This is a genomic window from Pseudomonas sp. USHLN015 (genome assembly GCF_037153275.1).
GTDB lineage: Bacteria > Pseudomonadota > Gammaproteobacteria > Pseudomonadales > Pseudomonadaceae > Metapseudomonas > Metapseudomonas tohonis.
The window spans coordinates 347,044-366,903 of sequence record NZ_JBBCKP010000009.1 but is presented as its reverse complement, the minus strand read 5'-3'; the positions used below and the strand labels follow the sequence as shown (position 1 = coordinate 366,903).

General features: G+C 67.8%; 17 protein-coding genes. 8 read left to right on the top strand and 9 right to left on the bottom strand.

The window, feature by feature from the left end:
- Nucleotides 1-15 precede the first annotated feature (15 nt).
- The gene (locus WFQ67_RS20255; RefSeq protein ID WP_213625220.1) at nt 16-1,782 is read left to right on the top strand and encodes a putative bifunctional diguanylate cyclase/phosphodiesterase; all 1,767 of its coding nucleotides are present in this window, start codon (nt 16-18) and stop codon (nt 1,780-1,782) included.
- 40 nt (nt 1,783-1,822) lie between these two features.
- Here the strand turns inward: WFQ67_RS20255 and WFQ67_RS20250 are convergent, their stop codons facing one another.
- Nucleotides 1,823-2,110, bottom strand: a complete 288-nt coding sequence (locus WFQ67_RS20250) for a hypothetical protein (RefSeq protein ID WP_173177385.1) — start codon at nt 2,108-2,110, stop codon at nt 1,823-1,825.
- Nucleotides 2,111-2,932: 822 nt separating this feature from the next.
- Nucleotides 2,933-3,685 carry a TerC family protein gene (locus WFQ67_RS20245; RefSeq protein WP_213630610.1) on the bottom strand — a complete coding sequence of 251 codons (753 nt, stop codon included), beginning with the start codon at nt 3,683-3,685 and terminating at the stop codon, nt 2,933-2,935.
- 242 nt (nt 3,686-3,927) lie between these two features.
- On the opposite strand from WFQ67_RS20245, the gene WFQ67_RS20240 reads away from it, so the two are divergent.
- Nucleotides 3,928-4,878, top strand: coding sequence for a GlxA family transcriptional regulator (locus WFQ67_RS20240; protein ID WP_213625219.1), 951 nt, complete (start codon nt 3,928-3,930; stop codon nt 4,876-4,878).
- Between the two features lie 182 nt (nt 4,879-5,060).
- Nucleotides 5,061-6,557 carry an ATP-binding protein gene (locus WFQ67_RS20235; RefSeq protein ID WP_337058011.1) on the top strand — a complete coding sequence of 499 codons (1,497 nt, stop codon included), beginning with the start codon at nt 5,061-5,063 and terminating at the stop codon, nt 6,555-6,557.
- 665 nt (nt 6,558-7,222) lie between these two features.
- On the opposite strand, the gene WFQ67_RS20230 is transcribed toward WFQ67_RS20235, so the two are convergent.
- The 4 genes from WFQ67_RS20230 to WFQ67_RS20215 form a co-directional block, all read right to left on the bottom strand.
- Nucleotides 7,223-7,618 (bottom strand): AraC family transcriptional regulator, encoded by a 396-nt coding sequence (locus WFQ67_RS20230; RefSeq protein ID WP_337058010.1) that lies wholly within the window; start codon nt 7,616-7,618, stop codon nt 7,223-7,225.
- 108 nt (nt 7,619-7,726) lie between these two features.
- A complete protein-coding gene (locus WFQ67_RS20225; protein WP_213625216.1) occupies nt 7,727-8,638 on the bottom strand; it encodes a LysR family transcriptional regulator in 912 nt (303 codons plus the stop codon).
- Nucleotides 8,639-8,771: 133 nt separating this feature from the next.
- Nucleotides 8,772-10,397: a methyl-accepting chemotaxis protein gene (locus tag WFQ67_RS20220; RefSeq protein WP_337058009.1), complete on the bottom strand. Its 1,626-nt coding sequence runs from the start codon at nt 10,395-10,397 to the stop codon at nt 8,772-8,774.
- A 186-nt stretch (nt 10,398-10,583) separates the two neighbouring features.
- Entirely contained in the window at nt 10,584-12,122 is a 1,539-nt protein-coding gene (locus WFQ67_RS20215; protein ID WP_337058008.1) for a sensor domain-containing diguanylate cyclase, read from the bottom strand.
- Nucleotides 12,123-12,262: 140 nt separating this feature from the next.
- Between WFQ67_RS20215 and WFQ67_RS20210 the strand changes: the two genes are divergently transcribed.
- The gene (locus WFQ67_RS20210; protein ID WP_337058007.1) at nt 12,263-13,201 is read left to right on the top strand and encodes a class I SAM-dependent methyltransferase; all 939 of its coding nucleotides are present in this window, start codon (nt 12,263-12,265) and stop codon (nt 13,199-13,201) included.
- 114 nt (nt 13,202-13,315) lie between these two features.
- Here the strand turns inward: WFQ67_RS20210 and ppnN are convergent, their stop codons facing one another.
- Nucleotides 13,316-14,713 (bottom strand): nucleotide 5'-monophosphate nucleosidase PpnN, encoded by a 1,398-nt coding sequence (gene ppnN / locus WFQ67_RS20205; RefSeq protein ID WP_213625212.1) that lies wholly within the window; start codon nt 14,711-14,713, stop codon nt 13,316-13,318.
- 698 nt (nt 14,714-15,411) lie between these two features.
- Here ppnN and WFQ67_RS20200 point away from each other — a divergent pair.
- Together WFQ67_RS20200 and WFQ67_RS20195 are read left to right on the top strand one after the other, a co-directional pair.
- Nucleotides 15,412-16,632: a sugar transporter gene (locus WFQ67_RS20200; RefSeq protein WP_213625211.1), complete on the top strand. Its 1,221-nt coding sequence runs from the start codon at nt 15,412-15,414 to the stop codon at nt 16,630-16,632.
- A 58-nt stretch (nt 16,633-16,690) separates the two neighbouring features.
- Nucleotides 16,691-17,041: a hypothetical protein gene (locus WFQ67_RS20195; protein WP_337058006.1), complete on the top strand. Its 351-nt coding sequence runs from the start codon at nt 16,691-16,693 to the stop codon at nt 17,039-17,041.
- A gap of 82 nt (nt 17,042-17,123) precedes the next feature.
- On the opposite strand, the gene WFQ67_RS20190 is transcribed toward WFQ67_RS20195, so the two are convergent.
- Nucleotides 17,124-17,774: a tetratricopeptide repeat protein gene (locus WFQ67_RS20190; RefSeq protein ID WP_337058005.1), complete on the bottom strand. Its 651-nt coding sequence runs from the start codon at nt 17,772-17,774 to the stop codon at nt 17,124-17,126.
- Nucleotides 17,775-17,825: 51 nt separating this feature from the next.
- A complete protein-coding gene (locus WFQ67_RS20185) occupies nt 17,826-18,557 on the bottom strand; it encodes a carbon-nitrogen hydrolase family protein (protein WP_337058004.1) in 732 nt (243 codons plus the stop codon).
- A 195-nt stretch (nt 18,558-18,752) separates the two neighbouring features.
- Here WFQ67_RS20185 and WFQ67_RS20180 point away from each other — a divergent pair, with 195 nt between their 5' ends.
- Together WFQ67_RS20180 and WFQ67_RS20175 are read left to right on the top strand one after the other, a co-directional pair.
- Entirely contained in the window at nt 18,753-18,929 is a 177-nt protein-coding gene (locus WFQ67_RS20180; protein ID WP_337058003.1) for a hypothetical protein, read from the top strand.
- Nucleotides 18,930-18,944: 15 nt separating this feature from the next.
- Nucleotides 18,945-19,856: a DUF2855 family protein gene (locus tag WFQ67_RS20175; RefSeq protein WP_337058002.1), complete on the top strand. Its 912-nt coding sequence runs from the start codon at nt 18,945-18,947 to the stop codon at nt 19,854-19,856.
- Nucleotides 19,857-19,860: the final 4 nt, after the last annotated feature.

Here is a 19,860-nt window from a genome sequence, read left to right as displayed (position 1 = left end):
TTGCCGGGAGGACATATGGACGCAACGCCTCTTCCCACCAATGAAGCCGAACGCCAGCGCCAGGTCCTCGCGCTGCGGCCCCTGGAGCACACGGAGGACGAGGTCTTCGAGAGGCTGGTGCAACTGGCCACCGCGTATTTCGAGGTGCCCGTCGCGCTGGTCTCGATCATCGATGACAACCGCCAGTGGTTCTGCGCCAAGGTGGGCCTCGGCGTGAGCGAAACGTCCCGGGGTGACGCCTTTTGCGCCCATGCGGTAGTGTCCGAGGCGCTGTTCCAGGTCTGCGATGCACGCCAGGACGAACGCTTCTGCGACAACCCGCTGGTCACCGGCGAGCCGGGCATCCGCTTCTACGCCAGCATGCCGCTGCTCACCGAGGACGGCCTGGCCCTGGGGAGCTTCTGCATCATCGACAGCGAGCCGCGCCCGCCGTTGTCGCCGCGCGACGCGGCGATGCTGGAATCCCTCGCGCAGCTGGCGATGCTGCGCCTGCGCCACATCCGCGAGGCTACCTTCATCGACCCGCCCACCGGCCTGTACAACCGCCTGCGCCTGGAAGAGGACGTGGAGGGGGCGTTGCGCGCCGGCCAGCGCATCACCGTGGTGGCGGCGGACATGATCGCGCCGGCCTTTCTCAACGACATCGTCAAGGTGCTCGGCTACCCCTTCTCGGCGTCGTTGATGCTGCTGATCAAGACCCGCCTGCAGCAGGCGCTGCCGGAGGGGCAGCAGTTGTACAAGATCAGCCCGACGCGCTTCGGCTTCATCATCCACGGTGCCCGGCGCGATGCCGTGGAGAGGCTCTCCCACGGCCTCGCCGACGTCTTCTCGGCGCCTATCGAGTGCGAGGGTATCCCGCTGCAGATCCGTTTCGGCGCCGGCATCCTCGACCTTGATCCGGGAATGGAGAACCGCGACTGGCTGCGCCTGCTGGTGAGCTCGGCCGACAACGCCCGCGAGACCGGGGTGCGCTGGCGCTACTACGAAGCCGCCCTGGACCATGCCCAGCAGCGTGCCTTCCTGCTGTTGTCGTCGCTGTCCAAGGCGGTGCATGCCGAGGACCAGTTGCGCCTGGAGTACCAGCCCCGCGTCGAGCTGAACAGCGGGCGCCTGGTCGGGGTCGAGGGGCTGCTGCGCTGGCGCCATCCGCAACTGGGCGGCATCAGCCCGGCGGAATTCATCCCCCTGGCCGAGCGCACCGCGCTGATCCGTCCGCTGAGCCTGTGGGTGGCCGAGCGGGCCATCGTGCAGGCTTCCCAATGGCAGCGGCAGGGCTGGGACTGGAAGGTGTCGATCAACGTCTCGGCCAGCGACATGGACGATGCCGATTTCGTTGACCGCATCATCGCCCTGGTACGCAGCCACCGGATCGACCCGGCGGGCCTGGAGCTGGAGTTCACCGAGAGCGTGCTGATGAAGAACCCCGAGGAGGTACGGCGCAACCTGCTGCGCCTGCGTGCGGAGGGCATGGAGCTTGCCATCGACGACTTCGGCACCGGCTACAGCAACTGGTCCTACCTGCGCGACCTGCCGGCAAGCGCAGTGAAACTGGATCAATCCTTCATGCGCAACGTGCAGACCGAGGTGCGCGACCAGCGGGTGGTGGGTGCGGTGATCCAGCTCGCCCGGCAACTCGGCTACCGGGTGGTGGCCGAGGGCGTGGAGACCGAGGAGCTGTACCGCCTGATGCAGTGGTGGGGCTGCGACGAGGTGCAGGGCTACTACGTGGCGCGGCCGATGTCGCCGGAGCAGTTGGAGGCGTGGCACCGCTCCCGCAGCTGAACCGGGCCGGCACGGGCCCGGGCAGGCTGGGGCGGGGCGTTCAGGACAGGGCGGGCTGGCCTTCGCTGGCCGGGCCGGCCTGGGCGAGGATGAAGGCCTGGGGAACCAGCGGGTGCAGCGCGGCATCGGTCTCGTGGCGCACGGCCTCGGCTTCGTCCAGCAGGTGACGCCAGGTTTCCGCATCCAGCCCGGCGAAGTCGCGCAGGGCGTTGATGTAGCCCTGGGCTACGCCGAAACGGTAGGCGAGGGTGCGCCCGTCCGCGGCGTTGCGCATGTGTTGCAGCCGTTCACGGGCTTGGCTGAGGGCCAGTTCGGGGGAAATGTTCATCGAAGTTCGACTCCTTCGTAACGATATGGCGCTTCGATCGCCACCTGGCGCATCGATACGATGTTGATCTCATATTCATATGAAGGGTTCAGGTCAGGTTCGCGGATTTTTCATCGGCCCTCGTCCGGCCCGGGGTCAATCCCCGGGGTGCCTTGTACCGGGCGGGTTACGTAGGAGCAGTTTCAACCGCGAAAAGGGGCAATCGCGAATGAATGGGCTGTGCCGGTGCTAGCTGTTTTGGATTCAACGAAAAGGCTCAAGAACGGCGATTTCAGGACGATTCTGGATTCCTGGCACACCCACCGCATGGGTTTCGCTTCGCTCTACACCATCCTACGAAAGCCGCCAGCCGCGGCGTCCACCCGGTGGTGATGCGCACATCAATGTGTATTGAGCGAAGGCGTTGGAGCAGCGGCCAAACGCCCCTTTCAGGAGGCCGAGCGCAATCGTCGTTTCAGGGGTTGAGCGACATGGATGTCGCGAGAGCCTCGATGGGCCAGGGATGGCCCTTCGAGGCGTGCCCCTGGAACGATGATGGAGCGAGGGAAGTCTGGCTTCAGCCAGACCCGTATGGAGGGGCAAGCCCTTTTGGTTTCTTTTGGGTGGTTCGGCACCCCGACGACTGCCAAAAGAAACTCGCCCGGGGGGGGGCGAAACCAGAAACATCAGCAAAGCTCGGCAATCAACTCAACTCGAAGCTTTCCAGCAACACTTAACGCAGACAGAGCCAATGAGTCCTTGCCTACAGGATGAATACCGACCTCGCGAAGGGGGACGCAGGCAACTGGCAGCGCCCCTCTCCCGCGAGAGAGGGACGGTGCGTCACGCCTGCCGCTGCGCCTTGCGGCGGGCGGCGCGGCGGGAGAGCATGTTTAGCGCTTCGATGGCAGCGGAGAAGGCCATGGCGGCGTAGATGTAGCCCTTGGGCACATGGGCGCCGAAGCCTTCGGCGATCAGCGTCATGCCGATCATGATCAAAAAGCCCAGGGCCAGCATCACCACGGTGGGGTTGTCGTTGATGAAGCGCGCCAGCGGGTCGGCGGCCAGCAGCATCACGGTGACGGCGGCGACCACGGCGATGACCATGATCGGCACGTGCTCGGTCATGCCCACGGCGGTGATGATGCTGTCGACGGAGAACACCAGGTCCAGCAGCAGTATCTGCACGATCGCCGAGCTGAAGCCGATGGCGGCGACCTGCTTGCCGACGAACATGTCGCCTTCGGGAGCCGGGTCCACGGAATGGCGGATCTCCGTGGTGGCCTTCCACAACAGGAACAGGCCGCCGGCGATGAGGATCATGTCCTTCCAGGAGAACGCATGGTCGAACACCTCGAACACCGGATGCACCAGCTGGACGATCCAGGCCACCGTGCCGAGCAGGCCCAGGCGCAGGATCAGCGCCATGCCGATGCCCAGGCGGCGGGCCTTGGTACGCTGGTGCTCGGGCAGCTTGTTGGTGAGGATCGAGATGAAGATCAGGTTGTCGATACCGAGCACCACTTCCATCACCACCAGTGTGGCCAGGGCGATCCAGGCGGTGGGGCTCGATACCAGTTGCAGGAGATAATCCACGTCGGTCATCCGAAGATTCAGGGAGGCGCCATTCTGGAGATTCGGATGAATGGCGGCGATGTGGGAATAGCAACAAGTCTTTTCAGCTTGGCCACGGCAGCGTTCATCAGTCGTTGCTTCCGACGGGCGGCAGGGTGGAGCCTCCGGCTGCGTACTCGCGCCACCGGAAATTGTTCGCAGACAGCCTCCCGGCGCCTGTTCATACTGCGCGTTTCCAAACGCCGGACGCCCCCTGCCGCTGCATGAAGACCGTTGCCATCCTCCTGTTCCCCGACCTGCTGATGCTCGATGTCGCAGGCCCCATGGACGTCTTTTCCATCGCCAACCGCTACCTGCCGCCGGAGCAGGCCTACCGCATCGTCACCCTTGCCAGCGGAGAACGTAGCGTGCGGGCTTCCAATGGCCTGGCGATGCAGGCCGACCAGCTGGTGGAGGAGGTGGAGCCCGAATTCGACCTGCTGCTGGTGCCCGGCGGCCCCGGTGCCTACAACGACAGCCACGGTGCCCTGGTGCCCTGGCTCAATCGCGCGGCGCAGGCTTCGCGGCGCTATGGCTCGATCTGCACCGGTGCCTTCATCCTCGCCGAGGCCGGTCTGCTCGATGGCCGTCGGGTCACCACCCACTGGCACTACATCGAGCGCCTGGCACGGCGCTGTCCGGGAGCGGCGATCGAGACCGACCACATCTATATCCGCGACGGCAAGCTGCTCACCTCCGGTGGCGTCACCGCCGGCATCGACCTGGCTCTGGGCGTGGTCGCCGAGGACCATGGCCGCAAGCTGGCGCTGGATGTGGCCAAGGTGCTGCTGGTGGTGATGCAGCGCCAGGGCGGGCAGGCGCAGTTCAGCCCGCTGGCGGCCGGCGTGGTGGGCGACGACTCGCCGATCGCCCGGGTGCAGAACCATGTGCTGGAGCATCTGGAGGAGCCCTTCAGCGTCGAGCGCATGGCCACCCTGGCGGCGATGAGCCCCCGGCATTTCTCCCGCGTGTTCGCCCGCGAGGTGAAGATGACGCCCATGGAGTTTCTCCAGGGCGCGCGCCTGGACCGTGCCCGCAGCCTGCTGGAAACCTGTGACCTGCCCTTGAAGACCGTGGCCTACCGCAGCGGCTTCGGCAGCGTGCGGCACATGCGCGTGCTGTTCGCCGAGAAGCTCGGGCTCAGCCCCGCGCAGTACCGCCGGCAGTTCAGCTAGCAGTCCGTCGCGTGTCCGTCCTGGGCACCGCCTTGGCCGTCTCGTTCCCCTCGCCGCGATTGTTCCTTCACACCAGGCTGGGATGATGGGAAGCATTCTCGTAAGGAGGGTGCACGGGCCCGGATCGGGGCCCTGCAGGCAGTTCGCAGGGCGAGGCCATTCGGCGTCGGCACGACAGCGACATGAACAACCCCACCATCTTCCCGGATGACCCCGTCCTGTGCTTCGGCACGTTCCGGTTCCACGTCCAGCGCCGGCTCCTGCTCGAGGGCGAGCGTCCGCTGCACCTGGGCAGCCGCGCCCTGGACATCCTCCAGCTGCTGCTGGAGAACGCCGGCCAACTGGTCGGCAAGGACTGCATCATCGCCCGCGTCTGGCCCACCACCGTGGTGGAGGAAACCAACCTGCGGGTGCATATCGCCGCCTTGCGTCGCGCCCTGGGCGACGGGCGTGACGGACGCCGCTTCATTGCCAACGTGCCGCAGCGCGGCTACAGCTTCGTCGCCGAAGTGAGCTGCGAAGGCGTGGCGCCGGTTGTGGCGCCGGGTGCGTGGCCGGCGCACAACCTGCCGGTGCGACTGACCCGCATCGAGGGGCGCGATGGGCTGGTGGGGGGCCTGGTGCGCGAGTTGACGCAGCGGCGCTTCTTCACCCTGGCCGGCCCCGGGGGCGTGGGCAAGACCACCGTGGCGCTGCGCGTCGCCGAGTTGCTGCTGGAGCACTACGCGGACGGTGTGCACCTCATCGACCTGGCCGATTGCGGGCCGAACGGCGTGGCCGGCCGCCTGGCCTCGGTACTCGGCCTCCCGCCCCCGGGATCGGACCCTGTCGCCGACATCGGCCGTCAACTGCGTGGCCGTCATGCGTTGCTGGTGCTGGACAATTGCGAGCACCTCCTGGATGCCTCGGCGCTGCTGGCCGAAGGGCTGCTGCGCCGTGCGCCGCGCCTGTCGATCCTGGCCACCAGCCGGGAGCCGCTGCTGGCCGAAGGCGAGTTCGTCCAGCGCCTGGCGGGCCTGCCGGTGCCGCCCGCGCCGGCCGACTGCTCCGTGGAGGAAGCCCTGGGCTGCGCCGCCATCCGCCTGTTCGTCAGCCGAGCCCGTGCCCGCCAGGATGGCTTCTGCCTGCGCCCGGGTGACGTGCCGCTGGTGAGCGAGATCTGCCGCCGCCTCGACGGCCTGCCGCTGGCCATCGAACTGGCCGCAGCCCAGGTGGACAGCCTGGGGTTGGCCGGCCTTGGGGCGCTGCTGGACAACCCCATCCACCTCCAGTTGCTCGCCCATGCGCGGCGTACGGCGGTGCCCCGGCACCAGAGCCTGAGTGCCAGCCTGGATTGGAGCCATGACCTGCTGACTGCGCTGGAGCGCGTCGTGCTGCAGCGCCTGGCCCTGTTCAAGCAGGCCTTCACCTTCGACGGCGCCGTGCGGGTCATCGGCTGCGAGCGCATCAGCGATACGCGGCTGTACGAGGCCATCAGCCACCTGGTGGCCAAGTCCCTGTTGCTGGCGGAGCCGGAGTACGGGCAGGTGCGCTACCGCTTGCTGGAAACTACCCGGGCCTACGCGCTGGACAAGCTGCGCAATGGCGGCGAGCACCCCCAGCGTGCCCTGGAGTGGCGCCTGGCGATGCCCCTCCCGAGCCTCTGGCGCGGCGCGCCGGTGCAAGGCATGCCCCATTGAACTCATGGCCCGTAGGTTGGGACGAGGTACGAAGCCCAACGCAGCAGGGCTGAACCTCGCACCGTTGCATGGTCTCGCGGGGGCGAATTCATTGGCTCTGTCGGCGTTAGCTGTTGTGGTTTTAAAGCAAGCGCTCAAACGCGGTGCTTTCCGGGTGTCCAAGGGTTTCTGCCACCGCCACCGCATGGGTTTCGCTTCGCTCGCGGAACGCCGCCCGACCCATCCTACGAAAGTCCGTGCGCACCACGTCGTGATGCGTTGGAGGAGGAAAGTTGGAGCAGCCGCCAACGCCCCTCCAGGAGGCCGAACGGAGTCGTTGCGCAGGGGGACGAGTGGCATGGATGCCACGAGAGGCGCGACTGGCCATGGATGGCCCTTCGCGCCGGCCCCCGGAGCGGCGATGGAGTGAGGGCACCCGACGCAGTCGGGCCGGATGATGGGGCAAGCGCTTTTGGTTCCTTTTAAGGCGATTGTTAAAAGGAACTCGCCCGGCAAGGCGAAACAGGAACTATCAGCAAAACTCGGCAATCAGCCAGGCTCAAATCCTCTAGCAACACTTAACGCAGACAGAGCCAATTCATTCGCGACAGATCATCTGGCCACTCGCTGCCGGGTGCCTGCTGCGGGTCTCTCGCGGCTGAAGCCGCTCCCACGGGGAAAGCCCGTCACTCGCCGATCAGCCGCCAGCTCATCGGGTTGACGCCTTCGGCGCGGGTGAACAGGCGGGAGAAGTGGGCCTGGTCGTAGAAGCCACATTCGAGGCTGATGCGGGTTAGGCTGAGGTCGGAGTTGCGGATCAGTTCCTTGGCGCGGGCCAGGCGTTGCCGGCGCAGCCAGTCCTGGGGCGTCATGCCGGTGGTGCATTTGAAGGCGCGGGCGAAGTGGCTGCGGGAGAGGGCGCAGGCTTCGGCCAGGCGGGCGACCGGGATGCCCTCGGCGAGGTGGGTGAGGATCATCTGCTTGGCCAGGCGCTCGCGCCAGGGGGCGAGGCCGCCCGAGGCGCCGGAGCCGGCCTCGGGCTGGTCGTATCCGCAGGTGCTGTCTTGGTGAGTACTGGCCATGGCGATCATCCCGATCCGCGTTCGATCCCGTGGCCGGATGGGCACGGGAGGTCAGCGGATTGTTCGGGAGGCCAGGGCGGTGGGCGAGTTAAACGTTGTTAATTCGCTTCAGAGCCCGTCTTCGCTCATGAAGCGCACGATCTGGGTGCGCAGCCAGCGCTCGGCGGAGTCGTTGTCCTGGGCACCGCGCCAGGCCATGGTCAGTTTGGCGGGGACGATCTCGAAGGGCGGCGGCTCGGCACGCAGGCCGCCGCCGGCCACCAGTTCGCTGGCGGCGTAGTCGGGCACGGTGGCGATCACCTCGGAGTTGGCCAGCAGGGCACGCAGGCCGTTGAACTGCGGCACGGCGAGCACCACGCGACGGGAGCGGCCGATGCGCGCCAGGTCCTGGTCGATGTTGCCGCACAGATCGCCCGAGAAGGAGATCAGCGCGTGGGGGCGGCTGCAGTAGTCGTCCAGGGTCAGCGGCTCGGGGCGCTTGTCGGCGCGTAGCACCATGGTCTGGATGCGCCGCAGGGTGCGGCACTTGGCGTTGGCCGGCAGTTCGGTGGTGTAGCTGACGCCGACGGAGATCTCGCCCGAGGCGAGCAGGCTCGGCATCAACAGGAAGTTGGCGCGGCGCACCACCAGCACGATGTTCGGCGCCACCTCGCGCAGGTGGTTGAGCAGCGGCGGCAGCAGGCCGCACTCGACGTCGTCGGAAAGGCCGATGCGGAACACCATGTTGCTGGTGGCCGGGTCGAATTCATGGGCATGGCTCAGGGCGTTGGACATGGCGTCCAGCGCCGGGCGCAGCTGCTGGAGGATTTCCACCGCGCGGGTGGTGGGCTCCATGGCGCGGCCACTGCGTACGAACAGGGGGTCATTGAAATAGTCGCGCAGGCGCGACAGGGCGGCGCTGATCGCCGGCTGGCCGAGGAATAGTTTCTCGGCGGTGCGGGTCAGGTTGCGCTCGTGCATCAGCGTCTCGAAGACGATCAGCATGTTCAGGTCCACGCGGCGCATTTCGCTGCGGTTCATGCACGGAATTCCTCAATCGAAGCGGCGGGGGAGCAGTTGTGGCCCGCCAGCCTTGCAGGTCGGCGGGCGGGCGGCTTGTACGCATGCGCGGTAATGGAACGCCTGCGCGATGGGCTCGCGCAGGCGCCGGGAGTCATACGCGAAAGCGCGAGACCAGGCCATTGAGGTCCACGGCCAGGCGCGAGAGTTCCTGGCTCGCGGCGCTGGTCTGGTGGGCGCCGGCGGCGGTCTGCTGGGCCAGGTCGCGGATGTTGACCAGGTTACGGTCCACTTCCCGGGCCACCTGGGCCTGTTCCTCGGACGCGCTGGCGATCACCAGGTTGCGTTCGCTGATGTGGCTGATGGCTTCGGTGATGGTGTCCAGCGCCTGGCCGGCGGCGCGGGCCATCTCCAGGGTGGCGCGGGCGCGCTGGCTGCTGTGCTGCATGGCGTCGACCGCCTGGTTGGTGCCCTGCTGGATGCCGCCGATCATCTGCTCGATTTCCTGGGTCGACTGCTGGGTGCGATGGGCGAGGGCGCGCACCTCGTCGGCCACCACGGCGAAACCGCGCCCGGCATCGCCGGCACGGGCGGCCTCGATGGCGGCGTTGAGCGCCAGCAGGTTGGTCTGTTCGGCGATGGCGCGGATCACGTCGAGCACCTTGCTGATGCCCTGCACCTTGCCGGCCAGTTCCTCGACCTGGCCGGAGGTCTCGCCGACATCGCGGACCAGGTCGCTGATGGAGTCGACGGTGCGGTTGACCTGGTCCTGGCCGCCGCGCGCGGTGCGGTCGGAGTCGCGCGAGGCCTCGGAGGTGGCTACGGCGTTGCGGGCGACCTCGTCCACGGCGGTGGTCATCTGGTTGACGGCGGTGGCGGCCTGCTCGATTTCCTGGTTCTGCTGGTGCAGGCCGCGGCTGGAGTCCTCGGTCACCGCGTTGAGTTCCTCGGCGGCGGAGGCCAGCTGGTCGGAGGAGCGGGCGATGTGCTCGATGGTGCTCTTCAGGCTCTGCTGCATGGTGCGCAGGGAGCCGAGCAACAGTGCCGGCTCGTCGCTGCCGTGGACCTCGATGCGTTCGGTGAGGTTGCCGGTGGCGACGGTCTCGGCGGCCTTCATGGCCTCGTCCAGCGGCGTGACGATGCTGCGGGTGAGCACCAGGGCGAGGATGCCGGTGAGCAGTGCGGCGAGGATCATCACCGCGCTGACTACCAGCACCGCGTTGTCGTACTGGTCGATGGCGTGCTGCTCCGTCTCGGCGGCGTTGCGCTGGTTGATCTTCATCAGGGTTTCCAGCTGCACGCCCAGCTCGTCGGAGAGCTTCTTGTATTCGCCACCCAGCAGCGCGCGCAGCTCCTCGAGCTGGCCGGCCTCGGAGAGCTGCATCAGCTTGTCGTTGACCCGGTAGTAGTCCGCCAGCACCCGTTTGAATCGGGCGTACTGGGCCGCTTCCTCGCCATCGTCCACCAGCTTCTCGTACACCTCCTGGGCCTGGTGCAGCTGGCTGGTGAGTTCTGCCTCGCGTTGGCTGGTGGCGCGCAGCAGCTCGGGCTCGCGGTCCACCAGGATGCGGAAGGAGACGATGCGCAGGCGCAGCATCTTCTCGTTGATCGTGCCCAGTGCCGCGTAGCTGGGCATGCTGTCTTCATTGAGCATCACGGTGGAGGCGCGGATGCCTTTCATCTGGTGCAGGGCGAAGAGCCCGAGCAGGATCACCAGCAGGGTGACGAGGGAGAAGCTGAGGATGGCGCGCGGCGCGATCTTCATGCGGCGTAGAAGCATGGGGACGACTCCCGGTTCGTTATGGTTCGTTCTGGGGTGCCAGGTGGGCAACCGCGCCCTTCATGGGATCAAGCGTAGCGGCTGGATGATTATCGGCGGGGAGCGGGAAAAGCTGAAGGGGGCGCCTTGAGGCGGTCGCATCCGGCCCCCTGGACGATGGTACGTGGCCGACGGTCTCGGCCGGGGTCAGGCCGCGGGCTGGGTTTCCGGTGGGTGCACGCGGTCGCGGCCGGCGGCCTTCGCGCTGTAGAGGGCTTCGTCGGCGGCGCGCAGCAGGTGGCCGTCCGGGGTGCCGTCGTTGGGGCTGGGGTCGTAGGCATGGATGCCGGCACTGAGGGTCACCAGGCCCAGCTCGCTGCCTTCGTGGCGGATGCCGAGTTCGCGCACGGCGAGGCACACCTGTTCGGCGATGGCGCGGGTGTTGGCCTCGTTGCTGTTGGGCAGCAACAAGGTCATTTCCTCGCCGCCGTAGCGGGCCGCCAGGTCGCCGGGGCGGCGGGCGAAGGCGGCCACCACCTGGGCCACGGCCTTGATGCACTGGTCGCCGGCGGGGTGGCCGTAGCGGTCGTTGTAGCGCTTGAAGTGATCGATATCGAACATGACGATGCCCAGCGGCGTGCCCTGGCGGCGGGCACGGCTCGCCTCTATGGGCAGCACGGCGTCGAGGCGGCGGCGGTTGGCCAGCCCGGTGAGGCCGTCGACCATCGCCAGTTGCTCCAGGGCATCGTGGGCCAGGCGCAGTTCCTCTTCGGCCAGGGCGCCGGATTCGATGCGGCGGATCAGGGCCTGGGCGAACAGCACCAGGCCAACGATCATCGCCACCACCACCATGGCCGAGCGCGCGACCTGGTCGAGCCAGGGCGCGGTGATGGAGCGGGTGGAGATGCCGGTTTCCACCACCAGCGGGTAGTCGGCCAACTGGCGGTAGCTGAACAGCCGCTCCATGCCGTCCACCTGGCCATGGAAGATCGCCGTGCCGGCCGGGGCCTGGCGTAGCAGTTCGCTGAACACCAGGCCCTTGGCCAGGCTGGCGCCGATGGCGTCGGGCAGGAACGGGCGTCGTACCAGCAGCGTGCCGTCCTGCAGGGCGAGGATGATGATGCCGGCGTCGCCGACATCGAAGCTCTCGTAGAACCGCACGAAGTAGCTCACCCGCAGGGTCGCCAGGGCGACGCCGCCGAAGCTGCCGTCGGGGTTGTCGATGCGTCGCGAGACGGGGATCACCAGGTCGCCGGTCGAGCGGCTGTAGATGGCCTTGCCGATGTACAGGTCGTTGTCCGCTCGCTCGCGGTGGTGGATGAAGTACTCGCGGTCGGCGTTGTTGGCGCCGGCGGGGATGCTGTCCTTGTCGGTCACCAGCCAGTTGCCGTCCTTGTCGTAGATGAACAGGCCGTGCAACTGGGGCAGGAAGCGCTGCTGGCGTTTCATCAGGCTGCGCATGCGATCCACCTGCAGCTTGTCGATGCCATCCCACTCGACCCGTTCGATCAGCCCGACCAGCAACGCGTCGGCCTGGCGCACGGCATCGCGGGCATGCTGGGCGGCGGCGCTGGTGACGTTGGTGGCGTTGACTTCGGCGCGACGGTATTCCTGCTCGTGGGCCTTCCAGACCTGCCAGGTCTCCATGGCGATGATCGCCAGTATCACCAGCGCGGTGAAGCCGAACGCCAGGCGCCGCGCCTGGATATGGCCCTGGTTGCTGTCCACGGGAGGCGGCCTGTTCATGCTTGTCGGGCTCGACGATGACACGGGAACGTCATGGTTGTGACCATGGGCGCGAGAAAACCTCCGCAGAGTCGGGACACAGGCAGCCTAGCAGCGCTGCGGTTAGAATGCCGCGCCCCGGAACCAGGACCCGCACCGCCATGACCCCCGACGCCATCGAAACCCTTCGCCTCCAGCTGACCGCCGCCCTGGGCGATCTGCCCGCCGAGACGCGCCGCCTGTTCCATGGGCGAGGCCGCCGCTGGCCGGGGTTGGAGCACCTGGTGGTGGACTGGCTGGAGGGCGTGGTCCAGGTGGCACTGTTCCGCGAGCCGGAAGCCGGGGCGCTGGACAACCTCAAGGCGATGCTCGCCGGACTGGTGGCCAGCGAAGCCTGGCGCGCCGCACCGGTGCGCAGCCTGCTGTTGCAGTTGCGCTACCTGCCGGGCAGCGACACCGAGCTGCTCTGGGGCGAGGCGGTGGAGCAGTGGACCATGCACGAGGACGGGCTGGCCTACCGCCTGGACCTGATGCGCAACCAGAACATCGGCCTGTTCCTCGACATGCGTTACGGGCGCCGCTGGGTCCGCGAGCAGGCCGCCGGCAAGCGCGTGCTGAACCTCTTCGCCTACACCTGCGGTTTTTCCGTGGCGGCTCTCGCCGGCGGTGCCGAGGCGGTGGTCAACCTGGACATGGCCCGCGCGGCCCTGAGCCGGGGCCGCAACAACCACCGCCTGAACGGCCACGACACGAGCCGGGTCATGTTCCTCGGCCACGAGCTGTTCAAGTCCTGGGGCAAGGTCAAGAAGTGCGGGCCGTACGACCTGGTGATCATCGACCCGCCGTCCTTCCAGAAGGGCAGCTTCGAGCTGGACCGCGACTACCGCAAGATCCTCCGCCGCCTGCCTGAGCTGCTGGCCGAGGGCGGCCAGGTGCTCGCCTGCGTCAACGACCCGGCTACCGGGGCCGACTTCATCGTCCGCACCATGGCCGAGGAGGCGCCCGCTCTGCGCTTCCGCGAGCGCCTGGCCAATCCGCCGGAATTTGCGGACGTGGACCCGGAAGGCGGGCTCAAGGCCCTGGTGTTCGTCCAGGGCTGAGCCGCCGCCCCGTTCCGGACGCCAAGTGGACCCCCGCGTTCGCGAGGGTGACGAGGTGAGGGGAAGCCCCAGGCAAGCCGTCATCCCCGCGAACGCGGGGAACCCCTGAACGGGCTACGCGTTCGTCCGCGTGGGCGAGCTTTCCACCACCCGGTAGCAGGGCACGTAGGCCGCGCCGCCGGGAAGCTTCATGCGGTGCTGTTCGACGAAGGCCTGGAGCAGGCGGTCCAGCGGCTGCATCACTTGCGCATCGCCGTGGATCTCGTAGGGGCCGTGTTCCTCGATCAGGCGGATGCCCTTGTCCTTGACGTTGCCGGCGACGATGCCGGAAAACGCGCGGCGCAGGTTGGCGGCCAGTTCGTGGGGCGGCAGCGAGCGGCTGAGCTGCAGGGCGGCCATGTTCTCGTGGGTCGGGTCGAAGGGGCGCTGGAAGCCTTCGTCGATCTTCAGCAGCCAGTTGAAGTGGAAGGCGTCGTTGCGCTCGCGGCGGAAACGCTTCACGTCCTTCAGCCCCTGGGCCATCTGCCGCGCCACTTCGGCCGGGTCGTTGATGATGATCTGGTAGCGCTTCTGCGCATCCTCGCCCAGGGTGGCGCCGACGAAGGCGTGCAGCTGCTGCAGGTAGGGCTCGGCGCTGCGCGGGCCGGTGAGGATGACGGGGAAGGGCAGCTCGCGGTTGTCCGGGTGCATGAGGATGCCCAGCAGGTAGAGGAACTCCTCCGCCGTGCCCACGCCGCCGGGGAAGATGATGATGCCGTGGCCGACGCGGACGAAGGCCTCCAGGCGCTTCTCGATGTCCGGCAGGATCACCAGTTCGTTGACGATGGGGTTGGGCGCCTCGGCGGCGATGATCCCCGGCTCGGTCAGGCCCAGGTAGCGGCCGCCGACGATGCGCTGCTTGGCGTGGCTGATGGTGGCGCCCTTCATCGGGCCCTTCATCACGCCCGGGCCGCAGCCGGTGCAGATGTCGAGGCTGCGCAGGCCCAGCTCGTGGCCGACGCGCTTGGTGTACTTGTATTCCTCGGTGCTGATGGAGTGGCCGCCCCAGCACACGACGATCTTCGGCTCCACGCCTGGGCGCAGCGTGCGCGCGTTGCGCAGCAGGTGGAAGACGTAGTCGGTGATGCCCTGGGAGCTCTCCAGGTCGATGCGCAGGCTGTCCAGTTCGCTGGCCGCGTAGACGATGTCGCGCAGGGCGCTGAAGAGCATCTCGCGGGTGCTGGCGATCATCTCGCCGTCGACGAAGGCATCGGCCGGGGCGTTGAGCAGTTCCAGGCGCACACCGCGGTCCTGCTGGTGGATGCGCACCTCGAAGTCCTTGTAGGCATCGAGGATGGTCTTGGCGTTGTCGATCTGTGCGCCGGTGTTGAGGATGGCCAGGGCGCACTGGCGGAACAGCGTGTAGATGCTGCCGGAACCGGCTTCGCTCAGTTGCTGCACTTCGCGCTGTGAGAGGGTTTCCAGGCTGCCCTTGGGGCTGACTTCGGCGTTGACTACGTGTCTCGGGGGCATTCTCTATTCCATGAAAAGCGATGTCGGGCGGGCCGCTCGGCCCCCGCATCGGGGTGATGAGCGCCGGGCGCTGAACGCGTCGTGGCTCCGGCGGTCGTGTGGCGCGTCGGGGGTGTGCCGTCGGCACGGCCGCCCGGCGCTCCGCAAAAAGGTGGATTCGCGTAATAGCGGGAACCCAGGAGCTCTGACAAGCGTTTTATGCGATCTGCTCCGTGGTCATCGGCTTTCGCAGGGCCGGTCGGCGGTGTTCCGCGCGCAAGCGAAACCCATCGAAGCGCGCGCCCATGCACACCGGCGTGCCGGGTTCGACTCCGCCTGGTGGAGGTAAAGAGCGACCTCCACCCTGCACAACGGTCATGCCCGTGCGGTGGCATGGCGCGGTCTGCTCGCCACTCCGTGCCGCAGGCGACTTCACCGTGGGAGCGAATTCATTCGCGAAAGATGCCGTGCCAGGCATCGCGGTTGAAACCGCTCCCACCACTCGCCGGTCCACTCCGGCGACCCATCGGTCATCCGCCGTGGTGCCAGGGCCGCTGGAGGCGTAGAATCGCCGCTTCCAGGCCGTACCCCCTCCCATTCCAACAACAAACCCCGCCGCAGCCGTCCGCCCCTTGCCTTGCTTCCCGGGTGGTCACTGGCATGCGCGGTGGAGGCGCATCGACCCTGTCCCGACTCCAGCCACAGCCCCGGAACAGCCCTTGAGCCCTGAACGTCCCGCTCTCGACCCATCCCCCGAACCCCGCGCCGGCAGCTGGCTGAGCGTGATCGCCCTGGCCCTGGCCGCCTTCATCTTCAACACCACCGAGTTCGTCCCGGTGGGGCTGCTCAGCGACATCGGCCGCAGCTTCGAGATGCCCACCGCCCAGGTCGGCCTGATGCTGACGCTCTACGCCTGGGTGGTGACCCTGGCCTCGCTGCCGCTGATGCTGCTGACCCGCAACATCGAGCGGCGCAAGCTGCTGGTGTTCGTCTTCGTGCTGTTCATCGCCAGCCACCTGCTGTCCAGCGTGGCCTGGAGCTTCGGCGTGCTGATGCTCAGCCGCATCGGCATCGCCTTCGCCCATGCGGTGTTCTGGTCGATCACCGCCTCGCTGGCGGTGCGCGTGGCGCCGCCGGGCAAGCAGGCCAAGGCGCTGGGGTTGCTGGCCACCGGCACCATCATGGCGATGGTCCTGGGCATCCCCCTCGGCCGCGTGGTGGGCGAGGCCCTGGGCTGGCGCACCACCTTCCTGGCCATCGCCGGCCTGGCGGTGCTCACGGCGTTGTGCCTGGCGCGCACCCTGCCGCTGCTGCCGAGCCAGAACTCCGGCTCCCTGCGCAGCCTGCCCATGCTGCTCAAGCGCCCGCCGCTGGTGGCGCTCTACGTGCTCACCGTGCTGGTGATCACCGCACAGTTCACCGCCTACAGCTACATCGAGCCCTTCTCCCGCGACGTGGCGGGCATGAGCGGGCAGATGACCACCGTGCTGCTGTTGCTCTCCGGCGGGGCGGGTGTCTTCGGCTCGATCCTCTTCAGCCGCTACAGCGACCGCTTCCCCCGGGGCCTGCTGCTCGTGGCGGTGGGCATCCTGGCGGCGAGCTTGCTGCTGCTCCTGCCGCTGGCCCAGCACCATGGCTGGCTGCTGGGCATGAGCCTGCTCTGGGGCATGGCGATCATGTGCTTCGGCCTGGCCCAGCAATCCAGCGTGCTGCGTCTGGCCTCGGATGCCACGGACGTGGCCATGGCGCTGTTCTCCGGCCTGTACAACGTCGGTATCGGCGGCGGCGCGCTGCTGGGCAGCCTGGTCAGCCAGCACATCGCCCTGCGCCAGGTGGGCAATGCCGGTGCGGTGCTCGCCGTGGTCGGCCTGCTGCTGGCGGCGTTCGCCTGCTGGAAGTTCGCCGAGGCGCTGAAGGGAAGGGGACCGGTTTCACGGTGAGTTCCTGCGGCGCCTGCTAGGGTGCCGCCTTCATCACCCTCACTGAAAGGACTCCCCCATGGCGCTGCGCTCCTCGTTGCTGTCGATCGGCCTCTTGTTGCTGCCCGCCTTCGTGTCGGCGGCCACCCTCGACGCGGCCCAGTCGCGCTACCAGGGCGCCGCGTCCTGCATCGACCGGCTGTTCTACGACGGCGGCTATGACGTTGGCGATGCCCGGCGCGAGGCGCTGATCACCGAGTTCCTCGCCCATTACCAACTGCCCGCCTATGACGAGGCCCGCTACGCCGCCGGCGAAGGCGCGGACATCGACCGGGACGCCTACATGGCCGGCTACCAGCTGTGCGAGGAGGATGTGGACTACGTCACCACGCTCGGCGCCAAGCATGGCCGGCAACTGCCCAGCGAGTGAGTGCGAGCTACCTGCGCCACCCCCGCAGGATGGCGTGGAGCGAAGCGAAACCCATGCTGTTGTGGGCAGACGAAAGACAGCGTCATTCGGTCGTCCTGGCCTCATCCAGCGTCTTCCTGATGCTCGCGCCGAGCTGCAGGGCGTTGCTGCAGGCGGGGTCTTCCTCGCCGTACTTGCAGGATTTCTTCAGCACCTCCAGGGCCTTTGGCAGGTCCTGCTCCACGCCGATGCCGCGAGCCAGGTACATGCCGAGCATGGTGCAGGCCCAGGGGTCGTCCTGGTCGCAGGCTTTGGTGAAGCTGCGGGCGGCACAGGCTTGCACGCGCTCGTTCTGCATGTCGGCGCGGTACAGCCCGGCGGCGTGGTTGGTGCAGCCGGAGGGCGCGCCCAGCTTGCAGGCGCGCTGGTACAGGGGTTCGAAGCCGGCGGGGTCGCCGCCGAGTTGCTGCAGGGTTACGGCCGTGCGCAGGCAGGAGTAGGCGTCCCCGGCGGTGCAGCGGGCGAGGCAGCCATCCAGCTGGTCGGCGGTATTGCAGTCACGGGCGTCGATTTCCAGTGCCCGGTGCCCGGGCATCAGGTCGGCCGGGCATTGTTCGGCCTCCTGGGACCATTGCGCATTGGCGCGGACCTCGGCGTCGATGCGCTCGATGATGGGCGTGTACTCCCCGGCCACGGCGGTTTGCGGCAGCGACAGTGAAACGGCGACGAGAAGCATCAGCTTCCTGATGAACATGGGAATGCCCTTGTTTGAAAGAGGGTTGTTGCACGCTCCGCAGCGGGAGCATCAGAGGCCGGTAACGATCTCGACGCGTTCGCGTTCCAGCTCCAGCAGCACCAGGCCTTCCTGCCCATCGACGAGGGTGCCCAGGCACTCGCCCTGGCGGTTCCAGGCGGCGGATTGGCCGGCGGTGACGAAGTCTTCCACCGTGCCGATGCAGTTGCTCATCAGCACCGGCATGGCGTGGCGGCGAGCCACTTCGGGGTAGTGCTGCTGCCCGGCGGCGATGCCGGCAGCGGACTTGGCGACGCTGACCAGGTAGCAGTCGGCGCCCACCGCGACGGCCTCGTCGGCGTGCTCGGGGAGCATGGATTCGTAGCAGATGGCCGGCGCCAGGCGGTGCTCGCCCAGGTGGATCAGCGCCTGGCCCTCGCCGGGGCTGAACCAGGGCAGCTCGTCGGCGTGCAGGCGCTGCTTGCAGTAGAGGCTGCGCGCCTGCCGGGGCCGGAAGATCACCATGCCGATGCGCGGCAGTTGCGCCCCGGTGACCGGCAGCCCCGCGCAGATGACCAGGTCGTGCTCGTCGCTGAGCCATTGCAGAGCATCCAGGCGCGGATCGTCCGGCGTGGTCGCCAGCTCCCGCGCCAGGGACGGGGCGTAGCCGGTCAGCGAGAGTTCGGGAAACACGATCAACGCCGCGCCCTGTGCCACCGCCTGGCGGATGAAGGCGGCATGCCTGCCGATGTTCCCTTCGATGTCGCCCGTGATCGACGAGAGTTGTGCGGCGCAAAGCTTCATGGGAGTGCTCCTGCGGATGAAGCAGCCATGCTAGAGGCTGGCCGTGGCCGCCACCAGAGTTTTTCCAGGGACATGCGGCCGCCTCGCGTGCACGTCATTCAGCGGCTGATTGATCCGGGGCAGCGGCTGGACGCGCTCCGGGGGCCTTTCTAGACTGGCCATCCGCTGGTCGCCCACCCCCACGAGGAACCGCCCATGAGCACCTATCAGGAACTGCGGATCAACCGCACGCAGCTGGATGATTGCCAGTCCCACCGCCGCGAACTGGCCGTCGAGCTGGACGCGGGGCAGGTGCTGCTGGGCGTCGAGCGCTTCGCCTTCACCGCCAACAACGTCAGCTATGCGGCGCTGGGCGATGCCATGGGTTACTAGCGCTTCTTCCCCACGGTGGAAGGCCATGGGCTGATCCCGGTCTGGGGGTTCGCGGTGGTGCTGCGATCGCGCTGCGAAGGCGTCGCCCAGGGCGAGCGCTTCTACGGCTACTACCCCATGGCCAGCCATGTGGTGATGGAGCCTGGGCGGGTCGATGCCCAGGGTTTCACCGATGTCATCGCCCATCGCCAGGGCCTGCCGGCCATCTACAACCATTACCTGAACTGCGCCACCGACCCGCTCTACAGCGACGACAGCGAGGCCCCGCAGATGCTCTTGCGGCCGTTGTTCACCACGGCCTTCCTGCTCGACGAGTTCGTCGCCGGCAACCAGGCCTTCGGGGCGAAGCAGGTGATCATCACCAGCGCCTCGTCGAAGACCGCCATCAGCCTGGCCTACCTGCTCAGCCGGCTGCGTGGAGAGCGGGGCCAGGACTACGAGGTGATCGGCCTGTCCTCGACGGCCAACCGCGCCTTCGCCGCCGGGCTGGGCTGCTATGACCGGGTGCTGGAGTATGGCGAGGTGGAGTCGCTGCCCGGCGAGGTACCGTCGATGGTCATCGACCTGGCGGGCAACAGCCCGTTGCTCGCTCGCCTGCACACTCACCTGCAGGCGGGGCTGCGCTACAGCTGCCAGGTCGGTGCCTCCCACTGGGACCAGCGCCAGGCGCTGCCGGTTGGGCTGCCGGGGCCGAAGCCGGTGTTCTTCTTCGCCCCCAACGAGGGCAAGCGCCTGCACCAGCTGTGGGGGGCGGCGGCATTCGCCCGCACGCTCGCCGAGCGCTGGCAGGCCTTCAACGGCTTCGCCCGCTCGTGGCTGATCTTCGAGTACGGCCACGGCGCCCCGGTGGTGCGCGAGCGTTACCTGGCGGCGTTGCGGGGCCAGCTGGAGCCGCAGGTCGGGGTGGTGCTGTCCTTGCTGGAGTAAGGGG